The organism is Edaphobacter sp. FHG110511_03, from assembly GCF_059115365.1.
In genome coordinates, this window is sequence record NZ_JBZYWL010000003.1 from 640547 (window position 1) to 666677 (window position 26131).

Genomic DNA, 26131 nt, shown 5'->3' on the forward strand with positions numbered 1-26131 from the left:
GACTTTCTGGCTAAGTTGCAGAGATATGGGTACCCCTGCATGATGGTCGAAAGTGGGGATCGCCTTGTTGAGACGACCCCCGGGCGGAACGGTCGAATCAGTTCTGCGGCGGATTTGGGGAGGCAGCCGGTGTTGCTGGCTCTGCCGTTCCAGCGGGAGTATTCGCTGGCTCGGGCTGTGTGTTTGGGGCTGGAGCTCCGGCGGTAGGTGCCGGAGTTTCAGTCGGTGGTTTGTAGTAGCCCAGCTTGATATAAACCGGGCCAGCTTCGAAAGGCATCTTGTCAGCTGGCGAAAGCAGCGTCTCGAAGGCCGGATGCAGCGTGATCATCTGATCGGTCCAGGGATCGCGGCGCAGAAAACTGGATAACGGCATGGCTGCCTGCTGTTTCAGGTTGGCCATATCCAGCTTGGGGCTCTTCGCAATCAGGGGGGCCATCCAGAAAGTCTGGTCATTGTCGCTCTTCACCAGGCCGTCACCGATCATGGGTTGATTCAGAGCCTTGAGCGCTGGGAGGCGCTCCTGCAGCTGCTGGAGATACAGACCGAAGTACTGCTGGCCCCCCACGAGCTCCTTGGCGTTGAGGAGTTCCAAGGCTTTTTTGGCGGCAGCCGTGTTGTCAGCGTCGGTATGGTGCATCGGGATGCGAGTAAAGACCGAGTTAGCCGGGAAGAGCAGGCGATCGTTGAAGGCGAACTTGGTGTCCAGCCGGTGGCCAAGAATGATGTGAGCAAGCTGAAAGGCGAGCAGCGCATTCAGATTGCCCATCTGCTGGGCCCCGTCCTGGCTGAGAACCGCAGTCGTGTCGATCAGGCTCTTGGAAAGAATGATCGTGTTTCCGACGGAGAGAGACTCCAGTGGCTCCGTCAACAGGGTGCGGCAGTGAATCGGGCGGGAAAGCGTGATGTTGTTGTAAGCCAGAATATTGGTGGCCAGGGCTTCAAGTGTCTTGTCGAACTCGCTCGGTGCATCGAGAAGGCCAGCCTGGAACAGCCGCTCCACCACGTTGTCCTCCGCCTGCTGAACCCAGGCGCGCTGTGCCCCCAACGGACTCAGATCCTGGGCTTCATTGCTGACGTCGGTTGCTCCCACCACATCCATGGAGGTGTTCTCTGAATCTTTCTGGGGAACCTTCAGAACGTAGCCCCAGATATGATTGATCGCTTTGAACTTCAAAGTGCGAGTGACGCTCTTGGAATCGCTCTCCTCCACGTAGAAGGAGGTCGGGAGCCAGAGATCCGGCTGAACATTGGTCCGCCAGCTGTCAAAGTGGTAGTACTCTCGCGAATCCTTCTCCGAGCCGGCGAAGTTGCCATTGAACCGGACCACGTTCCCGTCACGCGTCTCAATCCAGATACGGCCAAAGAAACGGCCCGTCTTGTCCTTGCCGATGGGCGCAACGTCGAAGACCGCAGTAGGAGTATTGCCGAGAAACTCGTTGCGAACATAAACAAACTGGTAGTGCTGCCGATCGAAATCATTCGAGTCCATCAACAACATCTGGACGAAGCCCACCTCGCTGAAGTTGAGGTGCAGGCTGCTGCCCAATCCGGTGACAAAGGAAGTGGAGTGCTTGAAGAAGCCGAACTTGCCCCCCGAGTTAGATCGGTTGGTCTCGTACTCATTTCCGCCGATGATACGGTCGAACTCCACGCGTCCCAGAAAGTGCTGATCCGACTCCGGAGCCTGGCCAACCACGTTGTCGGCCTTCATATTCTGGATATAGGTCTCCACCAGGGGAGCGCGCTCCTTAATGGTCTTGATGACAACTTTCTCCCTCGCTACCGCCTTGTCAATCAGCTGACTTTGGCTGGCCGTCAGCTTGGTCGCCGGCAGGTCCTGGGTCGCTTTTTTCCTGCCCAGAAGGGGGCCAGCGAACATTGCCTGGGCGGAAAAAGCGGTGACGAGCAATGCCAGCGTTAAACCAGCAGTGGGTTGTTTCCGAAAGATCATGTCTACGGCTCCTGCGGTGACCTCTAGGTCATCCATGATGTCTTGTTGCGATTAGTGACAGTACATACAACTAAGTAAATGGCCGAAACGGCTTCAAAAGCTATCCTGCGAGCTGGAAGGCGACGTTTACGATCCCTTCCCAATCAACGGGATTTCCTGAGGCGTCGGTAGCAGGCTGAAACCGCGTTGCCTGCACCGCCCGGATGGCAGATTCCCCCAAACCGTGTCCCAGGTCGCTTGTGACGCCAAGAACCTGCACCGCCCCGCTGGCGGAGACACGCAACCGAACCGAGACCGTGCCCTCGATTCGAAGCTTGATAGCCTCCGGCGTATATTCCGGGCGAGGCTTAAAAAGAACCTTCGGAGCCTTCGCGGCTGCTGCGGCGGCCGCTGGCTTCGGCATTGGAGGAGGGGCGTTCTGACCCAGGTTGACGGGGCCGACCGCGGCTGACCGGCTGGTCGAGTTCAGAGGGCCGGTGCCCCCGGGGACTCCGAGCTTTACGCCCTGCACGGGACGAGTGCCGTTACCCGACATGCTCTGGCTTCCCGGAGAACCTGAGCCGAGATTCACGGCAGTTGCGCGTGGACCGGTTCCGGTGTTCGAGGCAGGCATGCCGGGCATGCCCCTCTGTCCCAGATTCACCGCATTCGTAGCAGGCCGGTTCGACGGAGCGATGGGATTATCCGGCTGACCGAGCGCAACAGCGGTGGGATGGGGGGTGTTGTTCACCACCGAAGCGGCCTGCGGGTGCGCCAGGGATACCGGCTTGGGCGCTGCCGGAGCGGTGACCCTCTTCGGAGGGGCGGGAGGAACTTCCGGAGTAGGTTCAGGCATCTTGACCGCAACCGGTTTGATCGGTTCGGGCTGCTTGATCTCCGGCATCTTGATCTTGGGTGGCTCCACCTTGGTTACAGGTGGAGTGGGGAGTGGCTTGGGAATGATCTTGGGTTTGATCGGCTCTATTGGCTTGGGGGGCGGAGAGAGAGAGATCTCCGTCAGCTTAGGAGCCTCCAGAGTCTTTTTGGCTGCCGCGCCAACAATACAGACGATGATTGCAAGAATGACATTGATTGTGACGGAGGTGAACAGCGATCCCTTGCTTTGCTGCCCATCATGCAGAACGCCAAAATGCGAAAACTGCACACTGCGGGGAGTGGGATCGTCACTGTGAAGTGGCTTAGCCATTAACAAGTCCTTTTTGTTGACACCGCTTCTGCAGAAGAGGTGGAACATTGGGACCAATCCGGGTAAAAATACCGGAGGACTGGTGTACCGGGGAGAGTGAACCCTAGCCCAACTGGGAAAGTCATCGAGCAGAACTCGATGCGTCGTTTGTTGACGACAACACGCTGCTGCCGTCGTGGATATACAAAAGACAGACGTGAAGAATTGCGTCAGGGTTGTAGCAGGCCACCGTGCAATCGGGAGTCCAAACCGGTCCTGTCGCCGGCACTCTGCCAATTCACTACTTCAAGTATAGTGCCCCAATCCCATTTGTCTGACACTGGTACTTTTGTGGTATGCAGAAATAAGGGTAAGGAGCCATAAATGAACATCTTAGTAACGGGCGGCGCGGGATATATCGGAGGCACAGTGAGTCGCCTCCTACTGGCTGCGGGCCATAGGGTTACGATTTACGACAACCTCTGCCATAGCCGGCGAGAAGCTGTCGCGCCAGGAGCGCAGTTTATCGAAGCAGATCTGGCCGACCGACAGCGGATCGAAGCGACCCTTCGGGAGAATCACTTCGATGGGATTATGCACTTCGCTGCGCTGATTGAAGCGGGCGAAAGCATGAAGGTCCCCGAGATCTACTTCCGCAACAACACCATGTCCACTTTAACCCTGCTGGAGGCCATGCTGGCGACCGGTCACGACCGGCTCGTCTTCAGCTCCACCGCCGCCTGCTACGGCGAGCCGGAGTCAACTCCGATCACCGAGGATGCCCGCCTGCTGCCGACCAACGCCTACGGCGAGAGCAAGCTGCTGGTCGAACAGATGCTCACCTGGCTGAATCGCATCCATGGCTTCCGCTACGCCAGTCTCCGTTACTTCAATGTGGCCGGGGCGATCGAAGGCTACGGCGAGGCGCACGAGCCGGAGTCGCACCTGATCCCCCTGATCCTGGACGTCGCGGCAGGCCGCCGCGCCAACATCAAGATCTTCGGTCAGGATTACCCGACCAAGGATGGCACCTGCGTCCGCGACTACATCCACGTGAGTGATCTCGCAGACGCGCACTTCCTCGCTCTCAACGCACTCGATCGCAACAGCCGGCTGATCTACAACCTCGGCAGCGGTCAGGGCTTCACGGTGCGCGAGGTCATCGACTCCGTGCGTCGCGTCACGGGCCTCCCTGTCGCAGTGGAGGAGCACGAGCGCCGCCCCGGCGATCCTGCCGTCCTCGTCGCAAGCTCGGAGAAGATCAAGTCAGAGCTCGGCTGGCAGCCGAAGTTTCCCGAACTCGATCAAATCATCGCCAGCGCCTGGAAGTGGCACCAACAGCGTTATGCCTAAGACGCCGATTCGGGCCGCAGGCATCCAAAGTCGCACGAGGAGTTCTCTGTGATCGACAGCATGTTCCATCTGCACCTGCCGCTGCTGGAGAAGATTCTGCGGCCCGTGATCGTTTATCTCTGCCTGATTCTCTTCGTGCGCCTGTTCGGCAAACGCGAGCTGGCGCAACTTAACCCCTTCGATCTGATCGTTCTCCTCTGCCTCTCGAACACGGTGCAGAATGCGATCATCGGCGACGATAATTCCGTCTCGGGCGGAATCGTCGGCGTCTTCTCTCTGCTGACGATCAACTTTGTCCTGACGAGAATCCTGTTCCGCATGCCGAAGCTGAATCAGATGCTCGAAGGCAAACAGGCCGTTCTCATCCGGCACGGGGAAGTGGATTGGGAAGCCATGAAAAAGGAAGCGCTCAGCGAGCTTGAGTTGAAGACGGTCCTGCACAAGCAGGGGCTCAACGATTACAGCCAGGTCGAGCGCTGCGTCCTCGAACCCAGTGGAAACTTCTACGTCGAACAGAAGGATCCACTGCGCGAAACCAAGGAGCGCGGCGAAATTCTGCAACAGATAGCAGCGCTCACCGCCGAGGTGAAGGAGTTGAAGACCCTGCTCGCTGCCCGAGGCTAGCGTGACAGGGCTTCAACCGTATCGGCTTGCTGCATCGTGGGGCGCCGAAGCGCCTGCCAGCGCTTTCCCAGATAGCGATTCCAGTACATCAACACACCGGTCGCGCTCAGCACGGCCAGGGAAATCCCGAAGAGACACCAGAGGACTTTGATCGGCAGTCCCCATAGTGTTCCGAAGTGCAGGGGATGCATCGCCCACAACACCCAGTCCCCGAGGCTCTGGTTCTGGCCGTAGTGCCAGACGGTAAGAACGCGCCCGCTGGCTGCGTCGAGGGTTACAAGATCGCGGTGAGAAAAGTCTCCCGGCCTCCCGAGATCCATCATTGCCATCAAGGTTGGCTCGTTCAACGTGGCATTCGTCAGGCCGCCTAAGTGCCCGGCCGGTGACGCTTTTTGAGCCGCTTCAAGTATCTCTGGTAACGTTGCGTGCGATGTGCCCGCAGGCAGCGGCACACTCTTCGGCGGTGTCGGCGGAAGCATATTGCGCAGGGGCGAAACCATGTTGACGACGAAGCCAACCTGTCGGTACCACCCGAAGTACACGCCTGAAAACGCCCACCATGTCACGATGGCGAGGGTCCAGAACCCGATAGCGCTGTGCGCGTCATAATTGATCCTTCGCCAGCTGTGCCGGAACGAGACCCGCAGCCCGCGAGTCCACACCTTCAATCCCGGCCACCACAACACCAGACCGGTTGCGGCGAGCAGAAGCAGAATGGCTGCACCTACGCCGTTGACCTGGGCCCCGTGCGCCTCGCCCAGAAGAAGATAGATGTGCAGATCATGCACGACATTCAGCCAGTTGCGTGGCTTTACCTGGAGGGCACCTGTCACTGGATCACCCACCACATGAAACTCGTGTCTCTGGCTATCCGTCGCCGTAATCTGAAACGCGGGAATGGCACGGTTCGGCAGCGCGAGGTACCCGATCTTCGCATCCGGAAATCGAGTGCGAAAGTCTTCAACAGCTGCGAGCAGCGGCACACTCTGTGCCGGATCGTAGCGATGAAGTCCCGCCGGAAGAGTCTTCGAGGTCAGTTCGTCTTCGAAGACCAGCACCGCTCCCGTCAGTGCAATGACGATCAGGTAGAGCGAGAGCAGGACGCCGGCCCAGAGATGAATCTGGAAGAGCGCCCTGCGCAGCCACAGTTTTCTAGGATGATGCACAGCACTGTGCAGGAACTTCATGCCGATTCCTCTCAGGACGCAGATCTACAGGGACGCAGAATGCATCGCTCCCTACCTCGCGAAATGTTCAAGGGTGCGTTTCCGATCTCTCCGCCGCTCAACCGCTTCGCCAAAAGACTGCTGAGTCAGGAAAATTTCTTTCTTCTCTTGATAGAAGACTAAATTAGTCCTATATGGAGCGCAAGCAAATGTATAGGGATGACTTTCCAGGATGTGGAGGAGAGACGGGTCCCCGCCCTGTCTTTTTGGCGAAGCGGACAAGGGACCCGGAGATCGGCAACCAAAGGCTGACGACAGTCTCAGATTATTCCCCCGGGTGGGGTTTCACAAGTTCAACTCTTCGGGGCATTTTGGGAGGCTTGGAACTTCTTGAGCTCCGTCAGATAACGCTCCGTTGGCTCCGGGCGCTGTGACTCGCGGATCGCGGCCCGATAGCCACCCATGTAGATCGAAAACATCACCGCCAGCGAACACCCCATTCCAAGGGAGAAGCCAAGAAATAGCCCCATGCCGGCAGACCAGTAAAGCAACGTGGTAGGAGACATTCTGACCTCGAGTCTATCTCCACCGCGTACATGCGGCCAGGTCATATGATGGCTGCTGCCGTCTGATTCCCGAATAGCCCATTCTCTATGCCGGAGATCTTATGTCCTGCTGGTTGTTCCGTTTTTGTCTTCTGGCTTCCTGCCTTGCAGCCACAGCACTGCCTGTTCTTGCCCAATATCACGGACTGGATCCTGCGCTCGATAAGGCTGCCAAAGAGTATGACCGGGCGCAGATTGTGGGAGACCGTGCCGCACTCCAGCATCTCGTCGCCGACGATTACCTGCTGATGCGGGCCAATGGAACAGTCGTTGGAAAGTCAGGGCTGATCGACCTCATCGCACACCAAGGCCTGAAGACAGATCCCTATACCGTTCAGAAGCCCTTTTCCCGAAGCTATGGCGATACCGTCATCCTTGGCGGCTGGGTTCATCTCTCAGGTACAGACGAAGGCAAGCCGTTCGTCCAGAATGCCCGCTTCGCCGATACCTGGGCGCGGCGTAACGGACGCTGGTATGTCGTTTTCACCAGTGTGGCCCTCGCGGACAAGCCATAGCCCGGATCACTTCTGTGTCGCTGCCAGTACCCTGAGAATCTTCAGTGCGCTTCGCAGCGTTAAGCTGAACCACCGCGTGGTGGAAAGGATAACCCGGCCGATCGAAAGATGGATCGCTAAACCTATTGCTGGCCGCGCTTAGCCGAAAGAAGAACGGAAAATTTTACAAAGATAAAGATTGCCGTCCTTTAGCCGAGACAATTGTCCTAGCTCCAGGTTGCCGCTCGTACAAGCGTTAGCGTACCTTTTTTATACGAGATCAGTGGAGGAATGTTTGTGACGGCGATTGTAGAAGGAACGGAGAATCTGGATTCGAGCTTGCGGGAGAACAGGGTCTTTGAACCCACACAGGAGTTCCGCTCTAAGGCTCACATCTCCAGCCTCGGACAGTATGAGCAGATGTATCGCCGCAGCGTCGAGAAGCCGGAAGAGTTCTGGGCCGAGGCCGCCTCCGAGCTGGAATGGTTCGCTCCCTGGAGTCGTGTTCTTGAACCCGGCCGCGACGGCTCTGGCATGGGCGCGAAGTGGTTCGTCGACGGCAAGCTCAACCTCTCGCATAACTGCGTCGACCGGCATGCTACCGGCTCCCGCCGCGATAAGGTAGCGCTACTCTGGGAGGGTGAGCCGGGTGAGGTTCGCAAGCTGACCTATGGCGATCTCCACGCCGAGGTACAGCGCTTCGCTAACGTCCTCAAGGGGCTCGGAGTTCGCAAAGGCGACCGTGTCGCAATCTACATGGGAATGTGTCCGGAGCTCGCTATCGCGATGCTCGCCTGCGCCCGCATCGGCGCGGTGCACTCGGTCATCTTTGGCGGATTCGCCGCTCATGCGATCGTCGATCGCGTCAACGACTCCGCCTGTGTCGCGCTCATCACCCAGGACACCTCCTTCCGCAGGGGCTCCGAGATTCAGTTGAAGAAGATCGCGGACGAAGCCCTGGAGCAATGTCCGACGGTCAAGAATGTGGTTGTCTATCGCCGCAGCGGAACTCCCGTGCAGATGAAGGAAGGCCGTGACGTGTGGTGGGACGAGTCCATGCTCACGGCGGAAAAAGAATGCCCCGCCGAGTGGATGGACGCCGAAGACCCGCTCTATCTCCTCTACACGTCGGGCACCACCGGGAAGCCGAAGGGACTGGTCCACACGACCGGCGGCTACTCCGTGCAGACCTACCTCACCGCGAAGTACGTCTTCGATCTCAAAGAGGAAGATGTGTTCTGGTGCACAGCCGATGTCGGCTGGGTCACCGGACACAGCTATGTGGTCTACGGCCCGTTGCAGAACGGAGCCACCGTGGTGATGTACGAAGGCGCTCCCAACTGGCCGGAGTGCGACCGCTTCTGGAAGATCGTCGATGCTCACAAAGTTACGATCTTCTACACCGCGCCGACGGCGATTCGCGCCTTCACCAAGTGGGGAACCGAGCATGTGCGGAAGCACTCGCTCGCATCGCTACGCCTTCTGGGAACCGTTGGCGAGCCCATCAACCCTGAGGCGTGGATGTGGTTTCACCGCGAGATCGGCAAAGAGCGCTGCCCCATCGTCGATACCTACTGGCAGACAGAGACCGGAGCTATCATGCTTGCCCCCATCCCCGGAGCCGTCTCTACCAAACCCGGCTCGGCGACCCGGCCCTTCTTCGGCATCGTGCCCGAGATCGTGACCAAGGAGGGCAAGCTGGTCACCGACGGCAAAGGAGGCCTGCTGGTCTTCCGCACTGCCTGGCCCTCGCTGGCGCGGACTGTCTACGGCAATCCGGAGCGCTACGAGCACGCCTATTGGGTTGAAATTCCCGGAAGCTACTTCACTGGCGATGGAGCTCGCCGCGACGCCGACGGCTATTACTGGCTGATGGGGCGCGTCGACGACGTGCTCAACGTCAGCGGACATCGTCTCGGCACCATGGAGGTGGAGTCCGCGCTGGTTGCGCACTCCAAGGTCGCGGAAGCCGCCGTTGTCGGCAGGCCGGACGAACTAAAGGGGCAGGCTATCTGCGCCTTCGTCACGCTCGAAGAGGGCCACGTCGCCTCCGAAGAGCTCAGGCAGGAGATCCGCCACTGGGTTGCCAAGGAGATCGGTGCCCTCGCCCGTCCCGATGACGTCCGCTTCGCCGAGGCGCTTCCCAAGACCCGCAGCGGAAAGATCATGCGCCGCCTCCTGCGCGAGCTCGCCACCAACGGCGAGGTCAAGGGCGACACAACGACGCTTGAGGATTTCACGGTGATCGCCAAGCTCCGCGAAAACGACGAATAGACTGGCGTCTCTCGCGAGGAGATTCCACAAATAAATCGACCGGATAACCGCTGCCGCCGGGCAGGGAAGACCCTCTACCGCAGATTCATCTTCGGCCGGGTCGGCAGCGTGAAGTGGACCGTCGTGCCCTCGCCCGGTGCACTGGTGGCCCAGATCTTTCCGCCGTGCTGCGTGATGATTCTGCGACAGATCGTCAGGCCCAGCCCTGCCCCTCCAAGGGCTCGCGAATCCGAGGCGTCTCCCTGCTGAAAGCGGTCGAAGATATGTTCGAGCTTGTCAGCGGGAATTCCACGCCCATGATCCCGTACTTCGAACAGAGCCTCGTGATTCTCGAAGCTTCGCGCTGTCATGCGAATCTCCCCTTCCGGCGCCGAAAACTTGATTGCATTGGAAAGAAGGTTATGCAGCACCTGCAGAACTCGCTCCGCGTCAGCCCAAACGCTGACGTCGGTAGGCGCGAAGACAATGCGCGCGCTCACCTCCGGCGTCTCCGCCTGGTGCCCTCCTGCAGCCCTGCGCAGCAGATCCTCCGCTCGAACCGTCGCAAGATGCAGCTCGCTCTTCCCGCTCGAGATTCGCTCGAGATCGAGAATATCGTTGACCAGCCGAACCAGCCGGTCCGTATTGTTGATTGCGATCTCGAACATCTGCTGCGATTTCCCCGGCCGCGCCTCCAGCGCGCCTCCGCGCAGCAGGCCAAGCGCGCCGCGAAGTGAGGTAAGCGGCGTCCGCAATTCGTGCGAGACCGTCGAGATGAACTCATCCTTCATCCGGTCCAGCGCTCGGCGCTCAGTCGTGTCCGTAAAGGCGACGACGACGCCGATTGCCCGGGTCTCGCCGCTTTCGCTCGCGTGCGAATCGATCAACGGCCTTGCGACATACTCGACCGGGAACCAGGTTCCATCCTTGCGCCAGAAGATCTGGTCCACCACGCGTGCCGTGCCGTAGTTCGAAAGGCTCTTGCGAACGGGCGATTCTTCCACGGGATAGGCTGTTCCATTCGCCCTCGTGTGGTGAATCAGGGCGTGCATCACCTTGCCGAGCATCTCGTCCTGGCGATAGCCCAGCATCTGCGCTGCGGCGGAGTTGACCACCGTCACCCTGCCCTCCAGGTCGATGCAGAAGATCCCGTCTCCCACGGACTCCAGAATCGAGTTCGACTGCCGCGTCAGCGTGCGCAGCTTTCTCTCCGCGCGTACCTGTTCGGTGATGTCCACTCCGAATCCGAGAATATAAGGGGCGCGCTCGTGAACCGTGATCAGCTTGTTGCGATAGGCAATCACGCGGACTTCACCGTTCGAGTGCGACAGGTGCAGCACGCCCTGTGCCTCGCCCACCTCGCTCACCATGCGCAGATAGTCGTAGATGGCTGTCTGCCGTTTCGCCGGGATAAACTCCGCCAGCGAATGTCCCACCATCTCATCGACCGTGCGGCCCACCGTCTCAGCGCCGTGCGCGTTCAACGAGAGCAGTTGCCCCTTGGTGTCGTGGGTGAAGACCATGCCGAGCGAGCTCTCCACCAGCTGGCGGTAGCGTGCTTCGCTCTCGCGCAGCGTCAGCTCCGCGGACTGCTTCGCCGTGACGTCCATTCCCGTGGCGATAAGAAACACAACCTGTCCGTCGGTATCGCGCAGCACGGTCGCTGACCAGGCAAGACGCCGGACCGTTCCGTCACGATTCAGCCATCGGTTCTCATAGGTCGCGGGAAAGACACCATCGCGCAGCTTGGCGAACGACTCGATGGCCGTCGAAATTTCATGGGGAGGTACGAGGTGATCCCAGGCGTAATTTCCAGCCACGGTAGCGAAACTGTGTCCTGATACGTCTTCGCACGCGCGATTGAACCGCACAATCCGCCCTTCGGCATCGAAGACGACGACGGGCATACCGATCGTATCCAGCACACCTGAGACAAAGTTTTTCTCAACCGTCAGTGCAGACTCGATATGCTCCTGCGAGCGGAATGCCTGCTCCAGCTCCCGGATCCGGTCCAGGGTCTCCAGCCTTGCGATCACCTGCCGGCCCAGGGTGCTCAAGGCTTCGGCCTGAGCGGGCGCCAGTTTTCGCGGATGCACGTCCAATACGGCGAGGGTTCCGATGTTTGTCCCGGACGAAATGGTCAAGGGCGCGGCAGCGTAGAAGCAATATCTCTGTCCATCGACCAGCAGCCCATCCGGTGAGAAGTCGGGCTCCAGTCGTGTGTCATGGATCTCACAGATCCCCTCGCCCTGAATCGCCGTTGCGCAAGGCGTGCTTCCGGGCGCAAGAGTGGTCGACGTAATCCCCGCAGCCGCTTTCAGGCGAAGGCTCTCCGCATCGATCAGACATACCATCGCGGCGGGGGTATCGCATATCTGGGCTGCGAGTCCTGCCAGGTCGTCGAGGATGGGGTCTGTCGCCGGAATGAGCGCTTCGTCTTGTTCAAGAGCCCGACTTCGCAGGGCTTCGTCTTTGACCAAAAGAGCGTTCATACTTGCAACTCGATCCTAGGGAAAAGAGAGGGTACAGGGTATCCAACTTTAGGTGTAGCGGGGGCTTATGGCTTTGGCACTGCGCAGCACTCGCCCGCGGCGGGGGGCTCGTTGGAGCTTGCATCCATGGCGACCTTCCAGCTCCCATCCGGCATCTTCTTCCATACCGTCATATAGCGGCCCGAGATCACCACCGGCTTTCCGTTCTTGTCCTTGGAGTGCCCCTCATAGTGCCCCCAGGTAAATCCCATATCGTTCGAAGGCCCCATCTGCGCCCCCTGGGGAGTCCAGGTCAGCTCATACGTCTTGGGATCCCACTGAGCCTGTGCCGCAATTGCTCTCTGGCCTAAGGTTGCAGGCTGGCCATTGTTCAGAACGACGGCGTCGTCCGTAAACCACTTCGCAAACGCCTTGCCTCCACCAGCCGCTACGGCCTGGGCAAACTTGCCCTCCAGTTCCATCAGCTGAATCACGCCCTGGGAAAGCGTCGGCTGCGTCAGTGGACTCAGAACCGGCCCCTTCTGGCCCAGTCCGTCCAGCGCAGGCGATGCCGGCATCTGCGCTTCGATCGGAGAGAGTGCGGCCAACAGGAAAGCGCAGAAGGCAACGACGGGAAGATATAGATTTTGCTTTCGCATAACATCAGACCTCGGTGCAGATTTCCCTTGCGAAGGGAATGCGTGCTTCAGACGCCGCTCTCCGGCGGCCATCGTTCTCCGCGAACGGAGCGTGAGCCAGAGGAGGAGTGCGCCTCAATCACAGCCCAAAGATCTTTATACCAATAAATCCTGAGGGAGGGTTGGCCGCGCCCGATTCTTAGAACCGGCATCACCCTCCCATTCTCCTGCTGGTATTCTTTCGCGAAGTGAGAGCACATTCTTCCGGATCGATACTTCTTGCCACGGCAAGTCTTCTGCTCTTTGCGGGGATCGTCATCGCTTTGCTTCCTGCGCCGTCTTTCCTCGCTCTCGCTCTTCGATGGCTCGCCATAACCCTGCTCGCGGTCTACGCCGTCCGTCGTCGAACCCTTACCCCGTGGATCTTTGTCGCCATGGTCGCCGGTGCCGAGCTGGGATTCGACGCACCGCACTTCGCGGTCTCCCTCCGGGTCTTCAGCGACATCTTCCTCCGCCTCATCAAGGCCATCGTGGCTCCGCTCATCTTCGCCACCCTCGTCACCGGCATCGCCGGTCATGGCGATCTGAAAGGCGTTGGCCGCATCGGCATCAAAAGCCTCATCTACTTCGAGGTTGTCACCACACTCGCGCTCGTGGTCGGGCTCATTGCCATCAACCTCAGCCAGGCTGGACGAGGCCTCACCATCCCTGCTTCCACGGTCGCTCTCGAGACCGCGCAGGCAGCACCCCCTGCGACCCACTGGCAGGACTTCCTCCTCCACGTCTTTCCCGAAAACATCGCTAAATCCGTCGCTGAGGGACAGATCCTCCAGGTGGCCGTCTTCGCCGTCTTCTTCGGGATCGCCCTCGCGGGTCTCAACGAAACAAAGCGCGCCCCCGTTCTCAACCTCTTCGAAGGCCTCAGCGAAGTCATGTTCCGATTCACGAACATCGTCATGTACCTCGCTCCCATAGGAGTCGGCGCGGCCATGGCCTACACCGTCGGCAACATGGGGCTCGGTGTCCTGTTCAACCTGGGCAAGCTTCTGCTCACCATCTACGGTGCCCTCGTAGCCTTCGGCGTCTTGGTTCTTCTGCCAGCCGCGCTTATCTTTCGCGTTCCTGTTCGCCGCTTTCTCGTAGCCGTGGCTGAACCCGCCACCATCGCCTTCGCTACCTCGACCAGCGAAGCAGCCCTACCTCGTGCCATGGAGTGCATGGAGGCGCTCGGCGTTCCCCGTCGCATCGTCTCCTTCGTCATCCCCGCGGGCTACAGCTTCAACCTCGACGGCTCCACGCTGTATCTCGCCGCCGCAAGCATCTTCGTTACCCAGGCTGCCGGAATGCACTTCTCTCTCGGCCAGCAGGTCATGATGATGCTCACCCTCATGCTCACCAGCAAGGGCGTTGCAGGCGTGCCCCGCGCCACCCTGGTGGTGCTGCTGGCCACTGCAGCAACCTTCGGCCTACCCACTGAGCCCATCTTCGTTCTGCTGGGCGTGGACGCCCTCGCCGACATGGCCCGGACTACGGTAAACGTCGTCGGCAACTGTCTCGCCTCCGTCGTTGTCGCGAAGTGGGAGGGAGAGTTCGATTCAGAACCCATCAGTCAGACTGTCCTTGAAAGCATCTCGGAATAACAGCAGAGCGGTGTCCATCTTCGCCACGCAGCGGCTAAGGTAGGTCACTCGCGCGAAAGCGCGAACCGACTCGTTACGAGCATCGCTTCATCCGACCATCGAAGCCGCCTGCAGAAAACTCTTGGCCCCTTCGGTTAGACTGTCAGACCTGATCACAAACTATCCTGACTTGTCTCCGGAGATTCTTTCGTGCAAAGAAGAAGCTTTCTTAAGACCGCACTTGCCACCTCTGCCACGGCGTTGGCTTCAGGGGCTGCTCTGGCGCAGACGCCCTCTGCTGGCTCGCGAGAGTATTACCAACTGCGGAAATACACCCTGCGCAGCGGTCCTCAGACCCGTCTGACGGATCAGTTCTTCTCAGCCGCTCTCATCCCGGCGCTCAACCGTCTCGGACTCACTCCCATCGGTGCCTTCCGGGTCGAGTTCGGCCCCCAGACGCCTACGATCTATCTGCTCATCCCAGGCTCGAATCTCCAGACCCTCGTCGATGTCGATCTCCTGCTCGCGAAAGATGCTGACTTCCTCAAGGCGGCCGAACCCTTCTGGAACGCCCCCGCAAAAGAGCCGCCCTTTGAGCGCATCGAGAGCACGCTCCTCAAATCTTTTGATGGATGGCCGAAACTCAAAGTCCCTGAGGCTACGGCGAAGAATGGAAAACGAATCTTTCAGCTTCGTACCTACGAAAGCCCCACGCCGGCCGACCATATCCGCAAGGTCGAGATGTTTCACCAGGGTGAGTTTCGGATCTTCGACAAGGCGGGCTGTGGAGACGTCTTCTTCGCGGATGCTCTCGTCGGTCCCAATCTTCCCAAACTCACCTACATGCTCTCCTTTCCCGACATCGACGCCCTCAACTCGGGGTGGGAGCGCTTTCGAGCCGATCCGGACTGGAAGAAGCTCTCCGCCGATCAGCGCTATAGCTTTGAGGCAATCGTCAGCAACATCGACAGCCTCGTTCTCTCTCCCGCTCCCTACTCTCAAATCTGAGGAAGGAATTTATATGGCAGAGATCACGACATTCTTCTGTCAAGCCGATTTTCCCGTAATCGCCACAAAACAAGCAACTTCGAGTTGCAGATTTGCCACCTGCGTTTTGTTAGAATAGAGATGTGCAAGAGGAAAGCTCCGGAAGGTCCGGAGCTTTCGCTGTTTAAACTACTTTATTTCAAGACTTTATCCGTAAGCTCATTATTTTCAATATTTTGCAACCCAAGTCCTGGCATAAGTCATTATTTGTGAAGACTTTGCGCAAAATAGTGCAGGGGGAATCTGGAAGAGTTCCGGAGGGAACGAACAGGTTTCCCCACCGTTATACTTAAGGGCTGTCGGAACAAGAGGCCGAAGAGTCTCATGAAAGTCAGTTGCGTCGAATCTAAGTAGGCCAGAAGCAGGAATCGCCCGATGGACGAAATTTTAGGGAAAATAAAATCGCCAACCGATGTGAAGAAGCTTTCGCTGGTTGAGTTGGAGCGGCTCGCTGAAGAGATTCGCGAGCGTCTTATCACCGCAGTCGCCAAGACCGGGGGCCACATCGGTCCTAATCTCGGCGTCGTCGAGCTGACGATAGCGCTCCATTACGTCTTCGATACCCCGACCGATAGCTTCGTCTTCGACGTCAGCCACCAGGCTTACGTTCACAAGCTTCTTACCGGCCGCGAAGAACAGTTTCATACCATCCGTCAACCGGAAGGTCTCAATGGCTTCATGCTGCGCACCGAGAGCGAGCACGACAGCTACGGTGCAGGGCATGCAGGAACCGCCCTATCCGCCGCCCTCGGAATGGCAGTCGCACGCGATCTCTCCGGCGGCAGTGAGCACGTTATCGCGCTCGCCGGCGATGCCGCGTTCACCAACGGAATCTCGTTCGAAGCGCTGAACAACATCGCTGCGCAGACGCGCCGCATGATCATCGTTCTCAACGACAACGACTGGTCCATCGACAAGAACGTCGGAGCCATCGCCGAATACTTCCACAAGATCACCACCACCACCACCTTCAGCAACCTGCACGATAAGGCCGCTGGGCTGATCGAGAAGTTCGGCGGCAAGACAGCCCGCCACGTCGTTCGCAAGGCCGAAGAAGCAGCCAAGGGCCTCATCGGCCCCGGTATGCTCTTCGAGGAATTCGGTCTCAGTTACTACGGTCCTATCGATGGCCACAACATGCCCCTGCTGATCGAGACCTTCAAGTTTCTCAAGCAGCAGAACAAGCCCGTCGTTCTTCATACCATCACGCAGAAGGGCCGCGGATTTCAACCTGCCCTTGAAAAGCAGAAGAAGTTCCACGGCCTCGGACCCTACGACCCCGAATCGGGCGAGACCAAATCCGCGGGCCAGAAGACCTACTCGGAGATCTTCGCCGAGAGCCTTACCAAGCTCGCCACGGCGAATAAGAAGGTCGTTGCAATTACCGCCGCAATGCCCAACGGAACCGCCCTCGATCTTTTCCGTCCGCATCATCCGTCGCGCTACTTCGACGTAGGAATCGCAGAAGAGCATGCGGTGATCTTCGCCGCGGGAATGGCCACCAAAGGCTACAAGCCCTTCTGCGCCATCTACTCCACCTTCCTGCAGCGCGCGTTCGATCCCATCGTTCACGACGTCTGCCTGCAGAATCTTCCCGTCGTCTTCTGCATGGACCGAGGCGGTCTGAGCGGAGATGATGGTCCGACCCATCACGGCCTGTTCGATATCAGCTACCTTCGCAGCATCCCCAACATCATCCACATGGTTCCCAAAGATGAGGATGAGTTGCAGGACATGATGTACACCGCCATGCTTCACGACGGTCCCTCCGCGATACGCTATCCGCGGGGAACGGGGCCCGGGGCCGAGGTGAAGGCTCAACCAGTCGCGGTCGAAATCGGCAAGGCTGAAATTGTCAATGATCCGGGCCGGGCAGATGTCGCCATCTTCGGTCTGGGGGCCATGCTTCCCGAAGCTGTTCGCCTGAAGGAGATGCTGGAGCATGAAGGCTTTTCAGCCGCAGTCATCAATCCGCGCTTCGCGAAGCCCGTCGATCGAGACTGTCTTGCGGACTTCGGCTCTCGTTCGGGCCTCGTCATTACGCTGGAAGACCACGTTCTCGCCGCGGGCTTCGGCTCTGCCGTGATGGAAACGCTGAACGAACTGGATTTGAATGTTCCTGTTGTTCGCATCGGCTGGCCGGACGCCTTCATCGAGCACGGCAAAGTGGAGGCGCTGAGGGCAAAATATGGCATCACGGCGGAAGCTGCCCTTGCAAAGGCAAGACCGTATCTGAACAAGCTGATGGATAGGGTTCTGGCGAAGCACTCCTGATCGCCAGCTCTTTCTGACGCAAAAAGCCCCTCCAGTCCTGATCTTTCGGGTGGACGTTGACATTTCCTCCGGGAGCCCGTCAACTGAGAATCAGGATGGAGAGCGAGCTAACAACCGATCGCAGGTGGATGCAGCTTCGCTCAACCACGCGCAACGCTGGCAGACATCGAGATCGCGGCCTGATGGCGATCGGACTCTTCAAGCTGGGTAAGGCAGTCTTTTTCTTCCTCCTGGGATTCGGAGCCATTCACCTGCTGCACAAGGATCTGGGCGATGAAGTCATGCGCCTGGCCACAGCACTCAAATTCGATCCGGAGAGCAAGTTTGTCACCTTGCTGCTGGATAAAGTCGACCTGATCGATGCTCACCGCCTGAAACAGATCAGCCTGGCGACCTTCGCCTATTCAGTCCTGGCGCTGACGGAGGGAATTGGCCTGATGCTGGAAAAGGTCTGGGCAGAGTACCTCACCCTCATCCTGACCGTCTCGTTCCTGCCGTGGGAGCTCTTTGAACTGAGCCGCCATCCGAACTGGTTCCGTCTCAGCCTTCTCCTTATCAATCTCCTCGTTCTGGGATATCTGGTCTGGCTTCTGCGAAAGAAGAAGGTCTCTCACTCCCTACAAAGCGATTGAGGGCTCACGGATCGGAGAGCACTTACTAAGTGTGTCGGACTTTCGCTTTTGATTCGCCTACCAGACCCATCCGTGGCTTCGCAAGTAACCGATTTGATATGAACCGGCCTCGTTAGCCCAATATGTAGTGGTTATCTCTTTGGCTAACCCAATTTGATGAGTTATCCACATCCCATTGTGGGAATCATGTCCTTTTCCCTGAATTCTTTCCTTTACACCAACTCGTCACGTACGAGACTATGTGGACGGAAGTGGTAAAAAGTGGAGTTAAAGGGACTAGTCCAAAGCAAGATTTGAACAAAAGTCTACCTCCACCGCCTTCCCCTTCTGAAGCAATGAGTTGGAACAGGTATCGAGGTTGTCATGTTCAGGGGAAATCACCCAACCCGCGTGGACGAAAAAGGCCGGCTGAAGCTTCCGGCTGAGTTCAAGCGCAGGGTGGATGAGATGTATGGCCCCCAGTTCTACATCACGAGCAAGGACGGGAAGCGGGCAGAGATCTACCCGTTGAAGGAGTGGGAAAAGATCGAGGAGAAACTGGCCGCGATTCCTTCCATGAACCCGGCAAGAAAGAAGTTTCTGGACGTGACGAACTACTACGGCCAGATGGCGGAGATGGATGCTCAGGGGCGCCTGTTGATGCCGCAGCTTCTGCGGGAGTCGGCAAAGGTGACCGGAGATGTGGTCGTGCTGGGCTCGCAGACGTTTCTCGAGGTTGTGAACCACGATTCGTTCAAGGCGGAGCTTGAAATGGCTCCGATGACCGAAGCGGATCAGATGGCGTTGTCAGAGTTCGGTTTATAGCAAGTGAAGTTGGCCCCCAGGGGCAGCACAGAGGGCGGAGAAGATGACGAGACCGCAGCATGTGCCAGTTCTTTTAGAAGAGGTAATGGAGTACTTGAATGTGCGGCCAGGCGGTGTTGTGGCTGACGCGACGCTGGGACTCGCGGGGCACTCTTCGGAGATTGCGAGGAGGCTCGGTCCAAAGGGAACGCTGATCGGTTTTGACCGCGATCCCGAGGCGATGGAGCTGGCGAAGGCGAGATTGGAAGAACTTCGCGCCGAGCTTGGTTCGGAGATGCCGGAGGTGAAGTTGATCTCCAAGGCGTTTTCCGAAGCAGCGAGCGAGATTGAGGCGGGCAGCCTGGATGGTCTGCTTGCGGACTTTGGAGTCAGCAGCCTGCAACTGGACGAGGCGCACAGAGGATTCAGTTTTCGGTCGGATGGACCCCTGGACATGCGGATGGATACACGCATGGGGGAGACGGCCGAGCAAGTGGTAAATCAGGAAAACGAAAACGAGCTCGCCGACCTGATTTACGAATTCGGAGAGGAAAGGAGGTCGCGGAGAATCGCCAGAGCCATTGTGAGGGCCCGGCCGATTACGACGACGGCGGAGTTAGCCAGAGTGGTATCGGCCGCGGCCCCATCAATGAAAGGCGACAAGATTCATCCGGCGACCAGGACCTTTCAGGCACTTCGAATTCGAGTGAACGACGAGCTGGGAGAGATTAGGACGCTGCTTGAGAGCGCGCCATCTCTACTGAAGCCGGGAGGAAGGCTGGTGCTGATCAGCTTCCACTCGCTGGAGGACCGGCTGGTGAAAGATGCGTTTCGGGAGGCCGGACGCAACAAGGTGTACGAGGTTTTGACGAAGAAGCCGGTGGTAGCCGGCGAAGAAGAAGAGGGTCGTAACCCTCGGTCGAGAAGCGCGAAGATGCGGGCGGTAGCAAAGATTTGAGTTGAAGATTTGGCTTATGCAGCAGAGCAGGGAGCAGACAAGTGATCGGGCCGGGGTTGTCCCACCGTGCTTTCAGGCGAAAGACAACCAGCAGCAAAAAGTCCCTTCCTCCAAATAACGATCCCGGCCCGGTTTCGTTCTTGAGGGTGGCAGAGAAGCAGAGAAGAGTGAGAGGTGCGCGATGGCAGCGTCGGTGATGGCAGGACAGCAGATTGAGATGATGGGTGCGGCGGCGGCAAAACCCCAACGCCGTACCGAGTCCGTTGCGGAGCGTAACCGCGCACTGCTTGAAGCGCAGGGCAAGGCGCGCCGCGGGCCGACCCCCGAAGTCTTTTTTGCTAAGCACATTGACAACACGCGGCTGGTCAAGGCGGATGATCCTGAGCGTCGCCGTGAGATGCGTCAGTTCGCTGTCGTCATGAGCATGCTGTTCGTGCTGGTGATGGTCTATGTATGGCAGCACTTTCTCGCCATCGAGATCGGCTATCGCGTCGAAGCCCAGAAGCAGCAGGTGGAGCAGCTGCACGAGCAGAACCGCCAGCTTCGATTGACCGAGGCGCAGCTGACCGATCCGGAGAGGATCGACAAGATCGCGAAGCAGCTCGGGCTCGATGCGCCTCAGCCTGGTCAGGTCGTCCGGCCGGATGGAAGCGAGATGACGAACGGTCCGGTGTGGGCTGAGGCCAACGCTCCGGCAATCATCGCTCGGTAAGTTTCGGCCAGTAGGTAAGACAGTAATCCGCAGATTGAGATTGGAAGATCCGTCATGAATAAGGCGCCACGGCAGACACTAACCGCTCCGATTCGGAGGATGCGGTTTGTCAACGTGGCGCTGTTCTTTGTCTTCTGGACGGCAGCTATCGGGGTCAGACTGATCTGGCTGCAGGTCGTCCGGCACGGCGATTTCGTCGAGCGGGCCGCACGGCAACAGCAGCGCACCTTTGAGGTCGCCCCGCGACGCGGCGTGCTCTACGATCGTCAGCTGAAAGAGCTGGCGATGACGGTGCTGGCCGATAGCATCTACGCGGTCCCGAATGAGCTGGGCGAGAATCGCGCTGAAACCGCGGATATTCTGGCGAAGATTGTCCATAACGAGCACGAAAGCTTTACCTCTGAGCCGCAGATGCTGGCTCGCTTCAACGCGTCGAGAAACTTCGCCTGGGTTGCGAGGCGCGTCAATGCCGAGACCGCGGAACGTGTGCGCGAGCTGAATCTGAAGGGCGTTTATTTCCAGAAGGAGTTTAAACGCTTCTATCCGAACAACGACCTGGCAGCGCAGGTTCTCGGCTATGTGGGTACGGACGATACCGGACTTGGTGGACTCGAGGCTCACTTCGACGACGAGATGCATGGAACGCCGGGACACGTAATGACTGCCGTGGATGCGAAGCGGCATGTCCTGGGAAGCCAGGAAAGCCAGCCGATGCCTGGCGAAAACCTGGTGCTTTCCATCGATGCGAATATCCAGTACATGGCGGAGCGGGCGCTCGACGCGCAGATGGCGAAGATGAAGGCCGCGCACGGCACCGTTGTCGTGCAGGATCCGCACACGGGGCAAATTCTTGCGCTGGCAATAGCACCGAGATTCAATCCGAACGATCAGCGTCATATGGACGCGAGTGTGCTGAAGAACCTTGCAGTGAGCGACGTGTACGAGCCTGGATCGACGTTCAAGCTGCTGACCTATGCCGCGGCGCTTGATGCCGCCGGCGTACAGCCGACCGACATTGTGGACTGCCAGGGAGGAGCCCTGACCATGTATGGACGCACGCTGCATGATGACAGGTCAGACGGTCATCTTGGACGCGTGACGGTGCAGTATGCGCTGGAGCGCTCAAGCGACGTGGGCGCGGCGAAGATGGCGCTGAAGTTGGGCAATCAGAAGTTTTACGACTACATGCGCGCCTTCGGTTTCGGCGATCGCTCAGGAATTGAGTTGCCGAGCGAGACGCGCGGGCTGCTGCGCAATCCAAAGAAGTGGGATGCGACCAGCATCCTGTCGCTTGCGATTGGGCAGGAGATCGGGGTAACGCCGATCCAGCTTGTAACGATGGTAAGCACGATTGCGAATGGCGGCGTATATATGCCGCCGCATGTGCTGCTGGAGTCCACTGATCAGATGAAGGGCGATCCAAGGCTGAAGCCCATCGCCTTCCGTCCGACGAACCAACTGCCGGCCACCCTGCCGGATGGTGCTCATCGCGTGATCAAAGAGATGACCTCGGCCAAGATGCGGATGATGATGCAGAGTATCGTCACCGAGGGTACGGGTAGGAAGGCAGCGCTGAATGGATACAGCGCGGGGGGAAAGACGGGAACGGCGCAGAAGATCGATCCCGCGACGCACACCTATTCGCATACCAAGCTCGTGGCCAGCTTCGCGGGCTTTGCGCCGGTCAGCAACCCGGCGATCTCGATAGCGGTGGTGATCGACACCCCGACAGTCGGCACGCGTTATGGAGCCGAGACGAGCGCGCCGGTTTTCCAGCAGGTGGCGCAGGAGGTGCTGGAGTATCTCGGGGTTCCGCACGATCAGCCGCTCAAGACGAAGCAGCAGATGATGCTTGCCGCAAACGAAGTTGTTACCGAAGATTCGTCTGACAACGGCGCAGATCTCAACCAGATGTTTGCCGATATCAACAGCCTTCCGGCCGACGATCCTTTGCGCACTCCAGCCAACGACACGTCGACCTCTGTTTCTGATGTGGATGATAAGTCGATGATTGCGGCAAAGACGGAGAGTTTGCCCGCGAAGAAAACGGCAGCCACGGTCGCGAAGGGCAAAGACTCGGAGCTGCTGAATCGCCTGCCTGAGAAGGTCCTTGCCGCGCTCCACTCAGGCAAGGATGAGTCTGCACAGGCTGTACCCGTGGCTTCTGTTCCCCGAATTATTCCTGCGGTACAGACGCGAGGGGATGGCGGCATCGTTGTGGATGCGAGCCATCGCGTGGCCGTGCCTTCTTTCGATGGTGGCTCTTTGCGCACCGTCGTCGAGCGTGCGGATCAGATGGGCTTGCGGGTACAGCCCATCGGAAGCGGGCTTGCCAAAGAGCAGGCGCCAGCTCCCGGTACTATGGTTCCGGCAGGAACTGAAGTCGTGGTCAGGTTTGCGCGATAGGGTCCTGCTCCTGAACACTTAGAATCGTAATTATGGATTGGAACGACGTGCTTCGCGAGATTGCCGCGGTGAAATATGCCGAAGCCGCAGTGACCGTGCACGGCGTTCAGTACGATTCCAGGCGGGTGCAGCCCGGCGATTTGTTCGTTGCGATGCGCGGTGGCGCAACTGACGGAAATCGTTTTGTTGATAAAGCGATGGCACAGGGCGCGATTGCGATTGTGACCGATTCTCCCGATGTTTATGAAGCTCTCCGCCGCGAGCACCCGGGTACTGGTGTGGCTCTCGTGGTGCATGGCCGACGTGCCCTGGCCGAGGCAAGCTCGGCGGTCTTCGGTCATCCACAGCAGCATCTTGCCCTCAGCGCGGTGACGGGAACGAACGGCAAAACGACGACGGCATTTCTGCTCGAAGCGATGTTGAAGGGGATCGGTCGAAGCTGCGTGCTGATCGGAACCATCGAAACTCATATCGTGAAGGAGGTACGCGAGTCTCCGCATACCACGCCGGAATCTCGCGACGTCTTCGAGCTGTTTTCCGACGGTGTAAAGGCAGGCGCGACCGAGGCCGTAATGGAGATGTCGAGCCATGCGCTCGAGCAGGAGCGCGTCTGGGGATTGCCCGTCGATGTCGCAATCTTCACGAACCTGACGCAGGATCACCTGGACTTCCACGGCAGCATGGAAAATTACTTCGCCGCGAAGGCGCGCTTGTTCGAAGGCGTAGGCGCGCCCCCTCCACGAGTGGCTGTGGTGAACATCGACGACCCGTATGGACAAAGACTCGCAGCGACGATCGACCGATCGCAGCTGGTGCGATATGGGTTCGGAGTCGCGGCAGATTTCTGTGCGGAAGACGTAAGAATGCGAGCAGGAGAGACGAGGTTTCGCCTGCGAACTCCCCATGGTGCAGTCGAGATAAGGTCGCCTTTGACGGGACGAGTGAATGTATACAATCTGCTGGCAGCCTCTGCAGCGGCTTGGGCGCGTGGCCTTACGCTGGACCAGATTGCCACCGCCGCAGGTGCAGGCGCACAGGTTCCGGGGCGATTCGAGGTCGTTCCTTCCAACAATGGTGTGACCGTTGTTGTCGACTATGCCCATACGGATGATGCGTTGCGAAATCTGATTGCTCTGGCCCGGGAACTGGTGAACGAGCAGGGAGGTCGCGTGATCACGTTATTTGGTTGTGGAGGCGATCGCGACCGCACGAAGCGTCCGCGTATGGGACGCGCGGCAGGTGAGGGGAGCGACCTGGTGGTGTTGACGAGCGACAATCCGCGCAGCGAAGAGCCAGGCGCGATCCTCGCTGAGGCTTTGGTCGGCGTGAAGGAGATAGGAGCCAGCTGCATTGTGGAAGAGGATCGCGCTTCTGCGATTGAGACTGCGATTCGATCTGCTCGCAAAGGAGACATCGTTTTGATTGCAGGAAAAGGTCATGAGAAAGTGCAGGTCCTGCGGAATGGATCCGTGCCGTTCGACGACGTAGCTGTGGCTGCGCAGGTATTGGAGGGACTCCGATGAAATTGACGGTGGGACAGATCGCGGACTGGATTCACGCCGAAGGCATCTTCGACACCTCTGCCGAAGCGGCGGGATATTCCATTGACTCGCGTACGGTCGGAGCAGGAGACCTCTTCTTTGCCGTAAGGGGAGAGAGGCTCGATGGCCATGATTTTGTAGCCGCCGCACTTGCTGACGGGGCAGTCGCCGCGGTGGTAAGCAACCGCTGGCTGATCCCTGCCAATGTAGACGAGACGAAGTTGCTGCGCGTGGCGGATTGTGAGGACTGCGTCTTAAACGCTCTGCAGCAACTGGCTCATGCGGTACGACGCACCTGGGCGGGTCGGGTCATCGGCGTAACCGGGTCCGCTGGCAAGACCACGACGAAGGAGGCGGTTGCACAGGTCCTCAGCGCGCGGTTTTGTGTCCTTAAGTCCGCCGGCAATCTGAACAATGCGTTTGGACTCCCGCTGCAGTTATTGAGGCTCGAGCACGAGCATGAAGTAGCGGTGATCGAGATGGGAATGAATCACTCTGGCGAGATCGCCGCGCTGGCGAAGATTGCGGAGCCAAGCTGGGCCGTCGTCTCCAACGTCGCTCCGGTCCATATCGAGTTCTTTCCTGATGGGCTTGCCGGCATCGCTCGAGCGAAGTACGAGCTGGTCGAATCTCTTCCTGCAGACGGGATCGCTGTTTTGAATGGGGACGACTCCTATGTGCGGGAGTTCGGGCGCGGCATGGGAGATCGGGCGGTACTTTATGGAACGGAAGAGAACGCGGAGGTTCGTGCCGAGAAGATCGAAGAGGTGGGGATCGAAGGCGTGCATTTCGACGTCGTTGCCGGGCAGGAGAGGGCGCAGGTCCATCTCAAAATGCTGGGACGGCACAATGTGTTGAATGCCCTGGCCGCGATTGCTGTTGGTCTGCGCAGCGGTATTCCTCTGGGCGAGTGCGCCGCCGCCGTCGGTGAACTGCGGCCAGCCGATAAGCGCGGCGAAGTGTTGTCGTGGCGTGGCGCCACACTCATTAACGACTCCTACAACTCGAATCCGCGCGCTTTGGATGCGATGATCGATGCCCTGATGGCGATGCCGGGCGAGCGCCATATTGCAATCGCCGGTGAGATGCTGGAGCTCGGTCCCGAGGCGGCCGCACTGCATCGTGCCTGTGGACGGAGAATGGCGGAAAAAGGTGTTACGACTGTGCTTGGGGTAAGGGGAGCAGCCGCAGAGCTGGTAGGTGGCGTGCAAGCCGGCGGAGGTGATGCGATCTTTGTGGCGACTCCCGAAGAGGCAGGTGAATGGATGCGTTCGAGCCTGCGACAAGGAGATGTGGTGTTGCTGAAGGCGTCGCGCGGCGTGCGGCTGGAGAAGGCGCTCGCCCGGCTGGAGGACGGAGCGTAAATAGAATGAAGTTTGGTTCCCGCGTGGAAAATCCTGCGGAAACCTGCATCACCGGGCTGTTAAGATACCTTTAGC

The 26131-nt window shown here is 58.8% G+C and carries 20 protein-coding genes; 14 read left to right on the top strand and 6 right to left on the bottom strand.

The genetic code is table 11. The features are described from left to right. Positions 1-97: 97 nt before the first annotated feature. Both AC5S26_RS16115 and AC5S26_RS16120 read right to left on the bottom strand, forming a co-directional pair. A complete protein-coding gene (locus tag AC5S26_RS16115) occupies positions 98-1987 on the bottom strand; it encodes a hypothetical protein (protein ID WP_494185926.1) in 1890 nt (629 codons plus the stop codon). A gap of 64 nt (positions 1988-2051) precedes the next feature. Next, on the bottom strand, positions 2052-3137 hold the full coding sequence (locus AC5S26_RS16120; RefSeq protein ID WP_494185927.1) for an energy transducer TonB: 1086 nt from the start codon (positions 3135-3137) through the stop codon (positions 2052-2054). A 363-nt stretch (positions 3138-3500) separates the two neighbouring features. Here AC5S26_RS16120 and galE point away from each other — a divergent pair, with 363 nt between their 5' ends. Continuing rightward, a complete protein-coding gene (gene galE, locus AC5S26_RS16125; RefSeq protein ID WP_494185928.1) occupies positions 3501-4469 on the top strand; it encodes a UDP-glucose 4-epimerase GalE in 969 nt (322 codons plus the stop codon). Positions 4470-4517: 48 nt separating this feature from the next. After that, the gene (locus AC5S26_RS16130; RefSeq protein ID WP_494185929.1) at positions 4518-5093 is read left to right on the top strand and encodes a DUF421 domain-containing protein; all 576 of its coding nucleotides are present in this window, start codon (positions 4518-4520) and stop codon (positions 5091-5093) included. Here AC5S26_RS16130 and AC5S26_RS16135 read toward each other — a convergent pair. Both AC5S26_RS16135 and AC5S26_RS16140 read right to left on the bottom strand, forming a co-directional pair. Next, complete coding sequence (locus tag AC5S26_RS16135) at positions 5090-6280, bottom strand: PepSY-associated TM helix domain-containing protein (protein WP_494185930.1); 1191 nt, start codon at positions 6278-6280, stop codon at positions 5090-5092. The two genes, AC5S26_RS16130 and AC5S26_RS16135, sit on opposite strands and share 4 nt — an antisense overlap. Before the next feature lie 332 nt (positions 6281-6612). Further along, positions 6613-6825: a hypothetical protein gene (locus AC5S26_RS16140; RefSeq protein WP_494185931.1), complete on the bottom strand. Its 213-nt coding sequence runs from the start codon at positions 6823-6825 to the stop codon at positions 6613-6615. 101 nt (positions 6826-6926) lie between these two features. Between AC5S26_RS16140 and AC5S26_RS16145 the strand changes: the two genes are divergently transcribed. Together AC5S26_RS16145 and acs are read left to right on the top strand one after the other, a co-directional pair. Then, entirely contained in the window at positions 6927-7379 is a 453-nt protein-coding gene (locus AC5S26_RS16145; protein WP_494185932.1) for a nuclear transport factor 2 family protein, read from the top strand. A gap of 276 nt (positions 7380-7655) precedes the next feature. After that, entirely contained in the window at positions 7656-9632 is a 1977-nt protein-coding gene (gene acs, locus AC5S26_RS16150) for an acetate--CoA ligase (protein ID WP_494185933.1), read from the top strand. Positions 9633-9706: 74 nt separating this feature from the next. Here the strand turns inward: acs and AC5S26_RS16155 are convergent, their stop codons facing one another. Continuing rightward, the gene (locus AC5S26_RS16155; protein ID WP_494185934.1) at positions 9707-12103 is read right to left on the bottom strand and encodes a PAS domain S-box protein; all 2397 of its coding nucleotides are present in this window, start codon (positions 12101-12103) and stop codon (positions 9707-9709) included. A 65-nt stretch (positions 12104-12168) separates the two neighbouring features. Continuing rightward, entirely contained in the window at positions 12169-12741 is a 573-nt protein-coding gene (locus tag AC5S26_RS16160) for a YybH family protein (RefSeq protein WP_494185935.1), read from the bottom strand. Between the two features lie 227 nt (positions 12742-12968). Between AC5S26_RS16160 and AC5S26_RS16165 the strand changes: the two genes are divergently transcribed. From AC5S26_RS16165 to AC5S26_RS16210, 10 genes are all read left to right on the top strand, one after another. After that, positions 12969-14360: a dicarboxylate/amino acid:cation symporter gene (locus tag AC5S26_RS16165; protein WP_494185936.1), complete on the top strand. Its 1392-nt coding sequence runs from the start codon at positions 12969-12971 to the stop codon at positions 14358-14360. Positions 14361-14549: 189 nt separating this feature from the next. Then, complete coding sequence (locus AC5S26_RS16170) at positions 14550-15347, top strand: NIPSNAP family protein (RefSeq protein ID WP_494185937.1); 798 nt, start codon at positions 14550-14552, stop codon at positions 15345-15347. A 414-nt stretch (positions 15348-15761) separates the two neighbouring features. Then, complete coding sequence (gene dxs / locus AC5S26_RS16175) at positions 15762-17660, top strand: 1-deoxy-D-xylulose-5-phosphate synthase (RefSeq protein ID WP_494185938.1); 1899 nt, start codon at positions 15762-15764, stop codon at positions 17658-17660. A 95-nt stretch (positions 17661-17755) separates the two neighbouring features. Further along, positions 17756-18292, top strand: a complete 537-nt coding sequence (locus AC5S26_RS16180; RefSeq protein WP_494185939.1) for a DUF2127 domain-containing protein — start codon at positions 17756-17758, stop codon at positions 18290-18292. 363 nt (positions 18293-18655) lie between these two features. Beyond that, positions 18656-19096: a division/cell wall cluster transcriptional repressor MraZ gene (locus tag AC5S26_RS16185; RefSeq protein ID WP_494185940.1), complete on the top strand. Its 441-nt coding sequence runs from the start codon at positions 18656-18658 to the stop codon at positions 19094-19096. Between the two features lie 43 nt (positions 19097-19139). After that, positions 19140-20033: a 16S rRNA (cytosine(1402)-N(4))-methyltransferase RsmH gene (gene rsmH, locus AC5S26_RS16190; RefSeq protein WP_494185941.1), complete on the top strand. Its 894-nt coding sequence runs from the start codon at positions 19140-19142 to the stop codon at positions 20031-20033. 181 nt (positions 20034-20214) lie between these two features. Next, on the top strand, positions 20215-20745 hold the full coding sequence (locus tag AC5S26_RS16195; RefSeq protein WP_494185942.1) for a cell division protein FtsL: 531 nt from the start codon (positions 20215-20217) through the stop codon (positions 20743-20745). 54 nt (positions 20746-20799) lie between these two features. Then, a complete protein-coding gene (locus tag AC5S26_RS16200) occupies positions 20800-23151 on the top strand; it encodes a penicillin-binding protein (RefSeq protein WP_494185943.1) in 2352 nt (783 codons plus the stop codon). 32 nt (positions 23152-23183) lie between these two features. Continuing rightward, entirely contained in the window at positions 23184-24674 is a 1491-nt protein-coding gene (locus AC5S26_RS16205) for a UDP-N-acetylmuramoyl-L-alanyl-D-glutamate--2,6-diaminopimelate ligase (protein WP_494185944.1), read from the top strand. Then, positions 24671-26056 carry a UDP-N-acetylmuramoyl-tripeptide--D-alanyl-D-alanine ligase gene (locus AC5S26_RS16210; protein ID WP_494185945.1) on the top strand — a complete coding sequence of 462 codons (1386 nt, stop codon included), beginning with the start codon at positions 24671-24673 and terminating at the stop codon, positions 26054-26056. Before AC5S26_RS16205 ends, AC5S26_RS16210 begins: the two co-directional genes overlap by 4 nt. The last annotated feature ends 75 nt before the right edge of the window (positions 26057-26131 follow it).

Bases quoted from the DNA above. Each gene is read 5' to 3' on its own strand.
- AC5S26_RS16115 (WP_494185926.1), bottom strand. From the start codon at position 1,987: ATGGATGACCTAGAGGTCACCGCAGGAGCCGTAGACATGATCTTTCGG.
- AC5S26_RS16120 (WP_494185927.1), bottom strand. From the start codon at position 3,137: ATGGCTAAGCCACTTCACAGTGACGATCCCACTCCCCGCAGTGTGCAG.
- galE (WP_494185928.1), top strand. From the start codon at position 3,501: ATGAACATCTTAGTAACGGGCGGCGCGGGATATATCGGAGGCACAGTG.
- AC5S26_RS16135 (WP_494185930.1), bottom strand. From the start codon at position 6,280: ATGAAGTTCCTGCACAGTGCTGTGCATCATCCTAGAAAACTGTGGCTG.
- AC5S26_RS16140 (WP_494185931.1), bottom strand. From the start codon at position 6,825: ATGTCTCCTACCACGTTGCTTTACTGGTCTGCCGGCATGGGGCTATTT.
- AC5S26_RS16145 (WP_494185932.1), top strand. From the start codon at position 6,927: ATGTCCTGCTGGTTGTTCCGTTTTTGTCTTCTGGCTTCCTGCCTTGCA.
- AC5S26_RS16155 (WP_494185934.1), bottom strand. From the start codon at position 12,103: ATGAACGCTCTTTTGGTCAAAGACGAAGCCCTGCGAAGTCGGGCTCTT.
- AC5S26_RS16160 (WP_494185935.1), bottom strand. From the start codon at position 12,741: ATGCGAAAGCAAAATCTATATCTTCCCGTCGTTGCCTTCTGCGCTTTC.
- dxs (WP_494185938.1), top strand. From the start codon at position 15,762: ATGGACGAAATTTTAGGGAAAATAAAATCGCCAACCGATGTGAAGAAG.
- AC5S26_RS16180 (WP_494185939.1), top strand. From the start codon at position 17,756: ATGGAGAGCGAGCTAACAACCGATCGCAGGTGGATGCAGCTTCGCTCA.
- AC5S26_RS16185 (WP_494185940.1), top strand. From the start codon at position 18,656: ATGTTCAGGGGAAATCACCCAACCCGCGTGGACGAAAAAGGCCGGCTG.
- rsmH (WP_494185941.1), top strand. From the start codon at position 19,140: ATGACGAGACCGCAGCATGTGCCAGTTCTTTTAGAAGAGGTAATGGAG.
- AC5S26_RS16195 (WP_494185942.1), top strand. From the start codon at position 20,215: ATGGCAGCGTCGGTGATGGCAGGACAGCAGATTGAGATGATGGGTGCG.
- AC5S26_RS16200 (WP_494185943.1), top strand. From the start codon at position 20,800: ATGAATAAGGCGCCACGGCAGACACTAACCGCTCCGATTCGGAGGATG.
- AC5S26_RS16205 (WP_494185944.1), top strand. From the start codon at position 23,184: ATGGATTGGAACGACGTGCTTCGCGAGATTGCCGCGGTGAAATATGCC.
- AC5S26_RS16210 (WP_494185945.1), top strand. From the start codon at position 24,671: ATGAAATTGACGGTGGGACAGATCGCGGACTGGATTCACGCCGAAGGC.